At 57.1% G+C, this 11,823-nt stretch carries 11 protein-coding genes; 6 read left to right on the top strand and 5 right to left on the bottom strand.

Annotation, left to right across the window (positions count from 1 at the left end):
* Nucleotide 1: 1 nt before the first annotated feature.
* Nucleotides 2-2,695: a DUF2339 domain-containing protein gene (locus CFI10_RS15130; RefSeq protein ID WP_206835897.1), complete on the bottom strand. Its 2,694-nt coding sequence runs from the start codon at nt 2,693-2,695 to the stop codon at nt 2-4.
* A 106-nt stretch (nt 2,696-2,801) separates the two neighbouring features.
* Between CFI10_RS15130 and CFI10_RS15125 the strand changes: the two genes are divergently transcribed.
* Complete coding sequence (locus tag CFI10_RS15125; RefSeq protein WP_206835892.1) at nt 2,802-3,185, top strand: DNA-J related domain-containing protein; 384 nt, start codon at nt 2,802-2,804, stop codon at nt 3,183-3,185.
* Between the two features lie 24 nt (nt 3,186-3,209).
* Here CFI10_RS15125 and CFI10_RS15120 read toward each other — a convergent pair whose 3' ends face one another.
* Nucleotides 3,210-4,532, bottom strand: a complete 1,323-nt coding sequence (locus tag CFI10_RS15120) for a multiheme c-type cytochrome (RefSeq protein WP_206835890.1) — start codon at nt 4,530-4,532, stop codon at nt 3,210-3,212.
* A 10-nt stretch (nt 4,533-4,542) separates the two neighbouring features.
* The gene (locus CFI10_RS15115) at nt 4,543-5,094 is read right to left on the bottom strand and encodes a cytochrome c3 family protein (protein ID WP_206835887.1); all 552 of its coding nucleotides are present in this window, start codon (nt 5,092-5,094) and stop codon (nt 4,543-4,545) included.
* A 146-nt stretch (nt 5,095-5,240) separates the two neighbouring features.
* On the opposite strand from CFI10_RS15115, the gene CFI10_RS15110 reads away from it, so the two are divergent.
* The 3 genes from CFI10_RS15110 (at nt 5,241) to CFI10_RS15100 (ending at nt 7,191) form a co-directional block, all read left to right on the top strand.
* Nucleotides 5,241-5,810 (top strand): NMCC_0638 family (lipo)protein, encoded by a 570-nt coding sequence (locus CFI10_RS15110; RefSeq protein ID WP_206835884.1) that lies wholly within the window; start codon nt 5,241-5,243, stop codon nt 5,808-5,810.
* Complete coding sequence (gene arfB / locus CFI10_RS15105) at nt 5,811-6,224, top strand: alternative ribosome rescue aminoacyl-tRNA hydrolase ArfB (RefSeq protein ID WP_206835881.1); 414 nt, start codon at nt 5,811-5,813, stop codon at nt 6,222-6,224. It begins immediately after the preceding gene.
* Between the two features lie 118 nt (nt 6,225-6,342).
* Nucleotides 6,343-7,191: a pirin family protein gene (locus CFI10_RS15100; RefSeq protein WP_206835879.1), complete on the top strand. Its 849-nt coding sequence runs from the start codon at nt 6,343-6,345 to the stop codon at nt 7,189-7,191.
* A gap of 147 nt (nt 7,192-7,338) precedes the next feature.
* On the opposite strand, the gene CFI10_RS15095 is transcribed toward CFI10_RS15100, so the two are convergent.
* The gene (locus CFI10_RS15095; RefSeq protein ID WP_242530015.1) at nt 7,339-8,952 is read right to left on the bottom strand and encodes an IS1182 family transposase; all 1,614 of its coding nucleotides are present in this window, start codon (nt 8,950-8,952) and stop codon (nt 7,339-7,341) included.
* Nucleotides 8,953-8,998: 46 nt separating this feature from the next.
* Complete coding sequence (locus tag CFI10_RS15090; RefSeq protein WP_206835871.1) at nt 8,999-9,541, bottom strand: periplasmic heavy metal sensor; 543 nt, start codon at nt 9,539-9,541, stop codon at nt 8,999-9,001.
* 312 nt (nt 9,542-9,853) lie between these two features.
* On the opposite strand from CFI10_RS15090, the gene CFI10_RS15085 reads away from it, so the two are divergent.
* Complete coding sequence (locus tag CFI10_RS15085; protein ID WP_206835870.1) at nt 9,854-11,158, top strand: IS1380 family transposase; 1,305 nt, start codon at nt 9,854-9,856, stop codon at nt 11,156-11,158.
* Between the two features lie 259 nt (nt 11,159-11,417).
* Nucleotides 11,418-11,813 (top strand): SPASM domain-containing protein, encoded by a 396-nt coding sequence (locus CFI10_RS15080; RefSeq protein ID WP_425270405.1) that lies wholly within the window; start codon nt 11,418-11,420, stop codon nt 11,811-11,813.
* Nucleotides 11,814-11,823 lie beyond the last annotated feature (10 nt).

Below are 11,823 nucleotides of genomic sequence, written 5' to 3'. Positions count from 1 at the left end.
TTCACGAGCCTGCTCCGGTCCGACCCGCGACCGGGGCAGGCTCGTGCGGCAGGTCTTCTGCCGGCGTTAGCCGTTGATGCAGCCATGCCAACGCCAGCAGTCCCAACCCTAGCCCCATGAAGGAGGCTACCCGCCAGAGCCCTGTCAGGTCTGACATGTCGATCAGGAATAGCTTGGCGACCACAACCAGCAGCAATGCCATTCCACTGCGGTAGAGTGTCCGACTGTGGAGCCAACTTCCCCCCAGCAGTGCTGCCGAGGCCAATAGCAGCCAGATGGCGGAGTAGGTGTACAGCTCTCCATCCGGAGTCGGTCTGGCCAGACTCAGTTCACCCTGCCACAGGTGGCGGATTTCCATGGAGATGAACAGCAGCAGGCTCAGCCCGGCGGCCAGTCCTGCCCAGCGACCTATTGCTGCAGGCAGCTGTCGCCATAGCAGTACCAGCAACAACGAGGGGGCACCGTAACTGATTAGCAGCAGGTTCCACAGCGGGGTGTCACTGATCTCGGTACTACTCCAGAGCGGGTTGAAAATTAGTAAAACCCATATCAGGTGATTGGCGGCTGCAGCGAGCAGATGGAGTGTTGCGATCACCTGATAGAAACGTGTCAGATGCTGGCTGAGTCGCGCACGCCACAGGTAGATGCAACCGGCACTGCCCCAGATCAGGGTGTTGAGGCTGGCTTCCAGAAAACTGTATTCCTGCCGGAAAATATCGCCATCATACAGCCACCAGCGGACTTCGGCTGCCAGCGTGAGTATCAGCAGGTGGGCTGCACCGCCCTGTAGCCAGGCAGTCATTTTCACATCACTTCGCAGAATCCAGGCAGCGGCGGCAGCACAGGCGCTGGCGCCACCGTAGGTCCAGAGTGACCAGTGGCTGTCGTTGGCATAGCTCAACAGCCAGGGGTTGAAGGTCAATCGGCATACTACGATGGCGAGCACCAGTCGGATAACCCAGGGCAACCACTGCAGCTGGTAGTGACGTTGCAGCAATGACAGGCTGATCAACTGAACGGCCAGTGCCAGTGTCAGTGTCGCATCCACCAGCCAGATAACGGCTGCCAGCGACAGTCCCAGGTGGGCACTGCTGATCAGCAGTACTCGCACCAGGTCGCTGCCGGGCTGCTGCAGGGCGATTCGTGACAGAGCCAGGTAGATCAGCCCCAGTATTAATGCGGCACCGCCCCAGGCCCAGTCACTGCTGAAAGCGGTAAACAGGTAATAGCTCAGTGCCAGCATCAGCAACGGCGTCAAACAGCCGAGGCCGATCCAGAAGGCGGCATGTTGCACCCGCCTGAACACCAGCCATGCAGGGCCTGCCGTGAACAGAATGGTCAGCATTACAAAGCGGGAGACCAGTGCGGCCTGAGTGGTTGCATCGGGAGCTGTAAACAGTAGCTGATCGCCGAAATAACTCAGCATCGGCATCACCACAGCCAGCGCGGTTGTTGCCAGTATCAGTGCCGGCAGCGGGTTGAAAAGTGGGCGCCGGCTTGCTGCCAGCAATAACAGTGCAGGCAGTAGCAGCAGAGTGAGGTAACTGCTGGCATGGACGGTTTCAAGTGCCAGTGTGTAACCCTGAGCCAATACGATCAGAATCAGGGTTGGCAATACCGGCCAATGGCGTTGGCCACGAACCTGATGCAACAGATCGAGCCAGCGGTTGGCAGAGGGCCCTGTCTGTTGCAGTAGCCAATCCTGAGTGGGTACGGCAAGAAACAGATACGCCAATGCCAGCAGATAAAGCGAGCGCACCCCGTCAGCAGGTGTAGTGGCAAGACTTAAACCCCACCAACCGAGACTGCCGATGATGACACCTGCCCAGAGCCAAAGGCGTTCCACATAGGCCAGTAACCAGAGCGAAAACAGTGTCAGGATGCTGATGTAGACCAGTGCCAGTTCGATCTGCCCAGAGCCGGTGCTGACCAGAATGGGTACCAGATAGCCGCCCAAAATGCCCAGTGCTGCCAGCACGGGCCCGTGCCTCAGGGCAAGTGCCAGTGTGGCAAAGGACACCAGCGCCATGCCCGCGAATATCAATCCGGGTGAAATACTCTCCAGCAGCTTGAAAGCGGCAAAGAGTGCGGCATACAGAATGATACTGGCTCCACCGGCAAGCGCTGCGAATACATCATTCTGGCCGCGTTTGCGCCTGAGCCACTCGGCCAAACCATGCAATCCCACACCTGCGATCATGGATAGAATGACCCGAGTTTCAGGTCCCATCAGCCCCTGCTCGATGGAGTAGTGCACCATGAACACTCCGGCAAGGCCGACACAGATGCCACCCAGCCAGATCATCCAGTTTTCTTTAAGGCTGTCAGTTAAGCGTCTAACCAGCCCTGCCTGCGATTGAGATGGCGGTTTGTCAGGCGTTGGGCGCGATGAAGATGGTGCGGCTGAAGCTGCAGAAGTTGAGGTGATGATGCCCCAGTTGGCATCTGCCGGGAGCTCCTGTACAGGTGGTATGGGTGCTGCCTGAGCGGCCGAAGCTGGCCGTTTTTCCTGATCAGGTTGCGAAGTGCTTGATGACGGATGGAAGCCCTGTTGCGTCAGCGCCTTCAGCTGGTGTTGCAGCTGGCTTACCTGTTCACGCAGTTGGCGGGTCACTACCCAGGCCCGAATGCCAAGCGCCGCGCCGACCAACAAAAACAGGGGGAGGGCCAGAAAAAGCAGCCAGAGTTCATCCATACTTGACCTCGCACATATCCTTTGTCTGCCGTATTGCCGGCGCTGGAATCACATTGACTATAATGCAACAGGTCCAATACAGAAAGACAGGTGCAGAAGGTGTCGCATGATCAATCCTATCCTGCCGCAGGTGCTCAATGAACTGCGACAACACCCAGAAGGGGTCAGTGAGTATCATTTGATGCGTACGCTGGAACAGCAGCACGCATTCGATGAACTGAACGCGGACGGTGCATTGGCGCTTTACCGCAAACACTTCATCATCATGAATGCGTTGTATGATTTGCAACAAGTGCTTTGGGAAGAGGAACAGCGTGTACTGGTTATTTCACCGATGCATATCGAGTTGCACAAGGCGCATGATGAATCGGATCAGGTGCAGGCCAACCCATTGTTGAGCGAGTATTACCTTGATTGGCACAATTTTGAACAGACCAGTGCTGAAGACGTACAGCAACTAATGGATTCGGTGACCGGCCCTCGTCATTGAGGGCGGTCACCGACCGCTTGAGGGTCAGTCCTCTATTTTTCCACTTTTGATCCGTTTCTCATACAGTGCTTCCAGCTTGTACATGTCCTGCTGCAGCTCGAAGAAACCGTGCCAATGAGCGTAGTCCGGGCCTGCCATCATGGCTCCATGACGGGCGCGACGGCCTTCGTGATGCCAGAGGTGGTAAAAAGTAATCTGGAACTCATCGGTCCATGGATTCTCTTTAAGCAGTCCCTTGGCTCTCAGATCCTCCAGCATCTTCTTGGCAGGGTCATAATATTCCACGTTGTAGAGCATGACGGCCTTGTCACCCTGAGCGAAGAAGCCCTTGGTGTGTGACTCACCGTGACAGGAGCTGCAGACCTGCATCATCAGCTTGCGACCGCGATCCCCATCCCCCAGCAACGGACTCATCACGTCAGTGGAGTTGCGCTTCTCGGAACGCTCATCCCAGAGGTTCCAGTACAAGCGTTCGGTAATGTTGTGGGTGGAGCCGAGTTTGCCAATACCGCTCATGTGGCAGGTGGCGCAGGTGGGGGCGCGATAGTCACCGGGCTCCCAGCCATCGGCGGGGCTGTCCCAGGTCCACTCATGGCCTTCTGTCGCGTATATCTGGCCGTGCTTGCTGTTCTCGAATACTTCAATATCGGGATGGTCAGGCCCCATGTGGCAACTGGCGCAGGCGGCTGGCTTGCGCGCTTCAGCCAGCGAGAAACGATGGCGGGTGTGGCAGGCACCGCAGTTGCCGGTTGCCCCGTCCGGATAGATGTTGCCCATACCGGAGTTGGGCCAGGTTGACGGATCAGGTTTGCCATCGGCCATCAGCTTGATCTCGGTGCCGTGGCACTGCATGCAGCCGGTCTCGTCCGGGGCGTTGCCAAGTTCGGGGTTATCACGACCTTCATGGAACTTAACCAGCGCGTGCAGGCTGTTCTTTGGAATGATCTGACGATAGGCGCGGAAGTGACCGCTGTGGTTAAACTCATCCTGCTCCTGGGCATGGCAGCGACCGCAGGTGTCGGGCGAGACCAGCGGTGTGATATAGACGTTGCTGAGACCTTCCTCGGCATGCAGCTGGGCGTCCACATCTCCCTTGTTGGCAGCGTGACAATCATTACATCCCACACCGACATGGCTGTGGCGGCTCTTCTTCCAGTCGGCCACAACACCCGGGTGCTCATCCTGGTGGCAGCTGACACACTTCTGGTCCAGCTCGGTCAGGCTTTTGCTGAATACGATGCTACGTACCGGATTCATGTCGATGCCACCGCCCTCTTCAGCAAGCAGGGTGGCAGGACCGAGTATCAGGCTCAGCAGCAGTAACCAGCGTATTCTGATCAGTCTCATGACGGGTTCCTCATCCTTCAGTCGCGGGCATGGGCGAGAGTTGCGGGGGTGGGGGCAGGAAGCGTTCCAGGTCGGTATGACCGACGCGGTGGCAATCGACACACTGGTCCTGGATAGTGCCGAGAAAGTAAGGTTTGTGAGCGACGAATTGGGCGTTGTCGAGCTCAGAGCCGGACTGCAGGTTGTTGTGGCATTTCAGGCAGCCGGAATCGTAGACATATTCACTCGCTCTCAGCCGCTTGGCATGCCAGTCTACGTCTTCGGCGCCGACGACAAACTCCATCCATACATCCCAGGCACCGCTGCGGGCTTTTTGAAACAGATAGCTGACATAGTTGTCATGGGGCAGGTGACAGTCGGAACAGTATGCCTGCACGCCAGTGGTGGAGCGGCCACCATGGGGATCGCGCAGAAAGGAAGCCTGCATCGGCTTCATGCTGTGACAGCTGCCACAGAACTGCTGGTCAGATGTCATGTTGAGCGCGGTATCCGTCACCGCCCAGCTGACCACGATGCCAAGCCCGGCCAGTGTCAGTATCAGCAGTGCCTTGATCCAGAACATGGCGTTAATATCCCTGCAAAATGCATGTTTTATTGTTATGCCCTGCAGCCTAGTAGATAACATCAGGGTTGTCAGGTTTATGCGGCTTGCCTGACCTGTTGCCAGCGTTCAAACTGGTGTCAAACATTTAAGCAAGGATTACACCCGTGACATTGAAATTGCCTTCGGCGCTGCTAACCCTCCTGATGCTGATACCGACTACAGCTCATGCTGAAGAGCGCGCCCTGTTTCTGCAGAAAGTGTACATGTCGTTCTGCCTGAAGCATTTTGATGATTATGGTGCGTTGAGGGCGAATCTAATAGAGCAGGGGCTGCCCAAACTGTCTGTGCAACAGGCAGCCCCTTTTTTGCAGGGGCGTGAAGGTGATGCCTGGCCGGTGCCCTATGAAGGTCAGTTCGGCCAGTTTGTGCTCACACTTCCGGCCGGCGACAATCTCTGTGCGGTGATGGCGCGCAGAGCTGATCCGGACAGTACCGGCCGCTGGTTTGCCACTTTGGCCAAAACGGCACCGGAGCCGCTGGAAGTACAGCAGGTGCTGGATGAATCGACATATACTCCACTCAACGGAGAGGCATACACGCGAGCCTGGCGTTGGGCGGCTCCAGCAGCGCTGCAGCAACTGCAATTGACTCTGACGACGGCCCGTGAATCTGACGCGGCCATTCAGGCCATGGTCTCGCTGGCGGTAATTCGTACTGAACAGCAGGAGCGTTAAGTGTTACAGATATCCAATGCCGTCAGTATTGCCGACAGTGAAGTCGAGCTCAATGCGATTCGATCCCAGGGCGCCGGCGGTCAGAATGTCAACAAGGTCGCCAGTGCGATCCATCTGCGCTTTGATATCCGTGCCTCTTCCCTGCCGGAGTTCTACAAGGAGCGGCTGCTGGCATCCAACGACAGCCGCATCACTCAGGATGGGGTGGTCGTGATCAAGGCGCAGCAGTACCGAACTCAGGAGCAGAATCGCGAAGATGCGCTGCAACGGCTGGTTGAACTGGTCCGCAGCGTGACGCGGGTGGAGAAAGCGCGACGCCCGACACGACCCACTCGAAGTTCACAGCGCAAGCGGATCGAGAAGAAAAAGCAGCGCGGCAATATCAAGTCGATGCGTGGGAAGGTTGATTCCTGATTATCAATAAAACTGATTTTTAATCGCTGTTTTTTACTATTCCTGATCTGCATGGTAGATACAATAATGGGGTCATTCCATTCATATCAGCGTTGCCCCGTGCACGAGGAGTCTTGAGATGACCGACCGTACCATTAAGCGCCGTATCACCGCCCGCCCCAGCCGTGACGGTGCCGGTGTAAGTCTGCTGCGCAGTGTAGGCCAGTCTCCCGGCCAGCGTATCGATCCTTTTCTGATGCTGGACTGTTTTTTCTCCGATAACCCGGACGACTACATTGCCGGCTTCCCGGCTCACCCTCATCGCGGTTTCGAGACCGTCACCTACATGCTTGATGGGCAGATGCGCCATCGAGACCATCTGGGTAATGAGGCTGTACTGGGCAGCGGAGGCGTGCAATGGATGACCGCTGGACGTGGCGTTATCCATGAAGAGATGCCGGAGCAGCAGGAGGGCCTGATGCGCGGTTTTCAGCTCTGGATCAATCTGCCTGCAGCCGAAAAAATGACTCCGGCGCGATACCAGGAATTTGCAGCCGAAGAGATCACCAATATTGAGGACTTGCAGACAGGGGTGCGTGTGAAACTGATCGCAGGCGATATCACGCTGAACGGACAGACCTATTCGGGTCCCGTCAGCGGCATCAGTCGAGCTCCTTTGATGCTGGATTTGAGGTTGCCGGCCAATACCACGTTCAGTGTGCCCCTGCAGGATGACAGAGCCGGATTCGTGTATCTGTTTGAAGGTAGCGCACAGCTGTACGATGCAGGGTTGAATCTGCATGAGGCGGCCGAGCTGGGTGAAGGTGAGCTGATCCAGCTGCAGGCGGGTCCGGAAGGGGCAGCGCTGTTACTGCTGGCGGCGCAACCGATTAACGAGCCGATTGCACAATACGGCCCCTTCGTCATGAATACGCCGGAAGAGATTGATCAGGCGATCAATGACTATCGCAACGGGACGCTGGTCTAGCGCCCGTTGCCAAAACGGGCGTTACTGCCACGGACGGAACATTTGACGCTGCAGCTGCCACATCTGCTGGCGCTGCTCTTCGGTCAGCACTTTATTCATCCGTCTTGCGCGAGATATCCCGGACTTCCAGAGGGTGTCGCAAATCGCTTAGCGCGGCATTAGGCAGCAGGTGTTCGGCGATGTCGCGGGCTGGTACGCTTCGCTATTGAGCACCCGTGCGGCCGAAAGCATTTTCCAAGCCAGGCAAACGTCCCTCAGACATGTCCACCTGTAAACCCAGATAAGACAATAAAGGCTTAGCGAGACGGCGCGAGCCACATTATAGGCCAGAACATGCAGGGCAAACTCGCGCTTGACACCCGCCAGTCCTCGGCGTCGGAAGCGTGTCAGACCCTGCTGCTGACGTAGTGCGGAAAATACCGGCTCGACCATGGCCTTGCGCTGTCGAAAGACGTTTTGGGCACCCGGATGTGTCATGACCTGCTGCAGGGCCAGACGGACCTCATCTTCCGGGTAACGCTTGATTCGGCGTCCTTGGGCAGAGCGGGTACACGCCGTGCGTTGTGGGCAGGCCGCGCATTGATCACACGCATAGACGAACTGTTCACGCGTGCGTGCCGATGCACGTGCATGACTGATACACCGAAGCCGCTGTCCTGCCGGACATAGGTAGACGTCCTGATCTGCATCGTAGGCGAACTGGCTTTTATGATAAAGGCCACCCACTTTGTCTGTGGTGCTGGGTTTGGGCGGGCACAACAGGCTGACATCACGCGCCAGTGTTGCCGCAATGACGCCATCATCAAAATAGCCAGCATCCAGTAGCAGTTCGCGCTGAGTCTCTGGAACCACGCGCTCACTCTGATCCAGCAGTTCTCCGACCACGCGTGTCTCACTCGTGGGATCTATGGCATGCGCCACGATAATACGTACCTCATTAGCCAGAACGGAGGGCGTATAAGCCGGTGCAAAGCCGCGCCCTCGCTTCTGACGCTGTACAGCGGCCTCTGGTTCGGTGGGACTAACGCGCACCGTATCGACACGCTTGCCGTGGCGCCGTCGTGCCGCGATCCGCGCGTCAAGAACCTTTTCACAGGCCTGCACTTTCTCCAACTGCTGCTGCGTTTCATCCTGCTGCTCAGGAGAGGCCTGTTGATGGTCTTTCAGGGCTTTACTGACTCGAGCACGTACCGCCTCGTCTTTAAGCAGGCGGTAGTGAGAACAGGCTGCTTCGATCACTGTCCCATCACCTGCCAGGCATGTGGTCGAAGCTCCGATTCTGGCCAGAATGGTGCGGGTCAGCGCTTCGAAAAACGCCTCTGAAAGTGATTGTTCATGCAGGCAGATAAAGCGTCCGATGTTGGCATGATCGGGGGCAATACCTCCGGTCACCCACATAGCCCCCAGGTCTACACGAGCCAGCCGCTCCAGCGAGCGCAACGACGAAGCCCCGTTCATGATCCCGTAGAGAATCAACCCCATCATCGCGCGTGGCGCATAGGGGGCGCGCCCCGTGGCTGCATAACGATTCTCAAAGGGCTTCCAATCCTGGTCATCCAACAGGTCGGCCACTACAAAAGGGGCGCTAATTCCTGACAGCCGTAGATGATCTTCAAGCGGTGTCATGCCCAGGAAAATCGCCTTGGCATCACCTTGTATGAAGCGCCGTCCTGACGATGCAGTCGTAACACGGGAGGGCGGAGGAGGCGAGGCAGGCAATGCCTGAAAAAGCGCGAACTGCCTGTCATCAGGTGTGGGCATACATGCTGTCGACACGGTAAGCTCTCGGGCAGATAAAAGGTTTATTTTAAGGCTTTACCCCTTTCGCGACACCCTCTTCAGGGAGGGGAGCCGTCAACTCGTCCTGTGCCTTGAGGCGTGCTTCAAACAGTTTCAGCTGACGTTCCTGCATCTGCTTGTGTGCCTGCAGCAGCTGTTTGCTGTCAGGCTGACCGTCCTGGTAAAGCTTCATCATTTCCTGCTTGTGTGCCTGCATCTCCTGCATGTGGGATTGTTGCTGTTGCCAGAGCTGCTCCTGTATTTTGCTCATCTGTTTCTGTTGCGCTTCGTCCAGCTCGACGGCATATCCGGCACCCCCCTGAAGGCCTCCCATCATCGGACAGGGCATCATGCCCATACCACCCATCATCGGGCCGCCATGCATCATTCCCATTCCCATTCCCATGCCATATCCCATCATGGGACCATAACCGCCCATCATGCCCGGTCCCTGCCCCTGCATGTGTGGACCAGCGCCCATCCCCACGTAACCCTGAGCTGAAACCGATGCACTGAGGCCCAGACCCAGTGCCAGACCCAGCAGTGAGCGGGCCATCGTGTGCGTATTCATGACGATCTCCTTGCGTAGTTTGTTCAGCGTTGAATATCGCGTGTTCCAAGCATGGCACAGGCTGGGGCATGCGCAAGCAATAGGGGCTGCAGGAATCTACTAAAACCGATCAAGATTGTGCAATACAGAGAGAGCGTATTAAGGGTAAGTTTGCCATGACTATAACTATAAGATCTGGTGAATGTATGAAAATCATTATCCTGATTCCGTGACTTAAAACTCAGCTTCGCATCTCCACACACCTGTAACCACGCGGCCTGCGGCGGTAATATGGACGCCATTCTCGATTCACCCAGACAGTGATATCTGACTATGCGTACCTTCAAGCTGGAACAGTCCAAAACCGAGATTATCACACCCCACGGCGGTCTGGCGCTGGTTGGCCACAGTGTCAACAGAATGACCTCCCTGGCCAAAACCTCGCGCGCCATCGTCAAGCGCCATGGCATCGCTAACATCGATCTTATTCGCACCTACCTGGGGTTGATTTGCCTTGGCAAGAGCGACTTCGAAGCGGTCGAGCACGCACGCCATGACCCCTTCTTTAAAGCGGCCATGGGCATCAAGCAATCACCTTCATCCGCTCGGCTGCGTCAGCGTTTTGATGAAGATGCCTGCGCACTGATCCCGTTGTTGGATGAAGCCAGTGTCGAGTTTCTGTGTAATGCGTCGGTGCCTGTCGGCACGCTTGCCACCGGTCACGCGCCGCTGGATATAGACGTATTCCCCATGGACAACAGCAACACTAAAAAAGAGGGCGTGGCCTACACCTACAAGGGGCATGACGGCTACGCCCCCATCGCGGCCTACCTGGGCACGGAGGGCTGGTGTCTGGGCTGTGAGCTGCGACCGGGTAACCAACACGCCAACAAGGAGTTTATCCACACCCTCGACCGGGTGCTGCCTCGGGTCCGTCAGCTGACCGATGCACCGCTACTGGTACGGCTTGACAGTGCCCATGATGCCGCCGAGAACCGCGCGTACTTCCGTACGCACGGGGTGGACTATCTGATCAAGTGGAACCCTCGCTCACAAGACGGTTTGGCCTGGGTGGACAAGGCTCATGCTGCCGGCGCACTCTGGTGCCATACCCGGCCGGGCAAAATGGAAACGCTGGTGAGCGAATCGCTGGATGGCACTGACGACCGCCTGATCGTCAAGGTGACGGTGCGCCACAGTGACAGTACAGGGCAGCTGTTTCTGGAGCCCGAGGTGAGCCTGGAAGGCTGGATGACTTCGCTCAAGCCGGACGCGGCGGATCATGCCAAGGTGATTGCGCTCTACCAGGATCACGCCACCAGCGAACAGTTCCACAGTGAGTTCAAGACTGATCTGGATCTCGAACGTTTGCCGTCAGGGAAGTTCGATACCAACGACCTGGTCATGGTGTTTGCCGTACTGGGCTACAACATATTGCGCTGGATGGGACAGCACGCACTGCTGGGACCGGATGCGCCGGTGCGTCATCCGGCCAAACGTCGGCGGCTAAAAACCGTCATGCAGGAGCTGATGTATATGGCCTGCCGCCTGGTCAGCAGCGGCCGCCGTCTTTACCTGCGTTTTGGCCAACATTGCCCCGGGTTCAGGGCGTTCGGTTGCATCTACGAGTCGGTCTGATCCACTCGGCTTAACTCACCTCGTTCAACCGCCAAGCCACAAAGCGCCATGCATGGCAGGATGTTTTGTGGTTCCCGATAGCATTCAGAGCAAAAAAACGTCGGAGAAGACGGTGAATGATGCTGCAGTAGCGCAGATGCGGCGGCAGAATCCGGATAAGATCGAGCGGTGTTAAAGAATGTGGTTATATTCAATGCGGTGGCACGGCAATAGCAGATGAATTCACTGATTCAGGTACGAAGAGAGGCCGAAGAAGTGTATGAACGGCTGGGGCGAAATCTTCCTCACCGTGACGCCCGACGGCACTGCGCTGCCGTGTCACAGTGCCCGCATGCTGCCGATCGAATTTCCCAACGTGAAGGACCACAGCCTGAGCCACATCTGGCAGGACTCCTTCGGCTTCAACCACTTCCGCGGTGACGACTGGATGCAGGAGCCCTGTCGCTCCTGTGACGAGAAGGAGCACGATCTGGGCGGCTGTCGCTGTCAGGCCTATATGCTGGCCGGTGACATGAACGCGGCGGACCCGGTGTGCAGCAAGTCACCGCATCATCAGAAAATTTTGGATGCCCGTGCCGCTGCCGAACAGAGCGGCGAGTACACGCCGATCACCTTCCGCAACGAACGCAACTCAAGGGTGTTTGCGCGGGGGTAAAAGAGGGAGT

This window comes from Marinobacterium iners, assembly GCF_017310015.1.
GTDB lineage: Bacteria > Pseudomonadota > Gammaproteobacteria > Pseudomonadales > Balneatricaceae > Marinobacterium > Marinobacterium iners.
The sequence above is the reverse complement of the archived record's forward strand: the minus strand, read 5'-3'. Positions and strand labels throughout refer to the sequence as shown.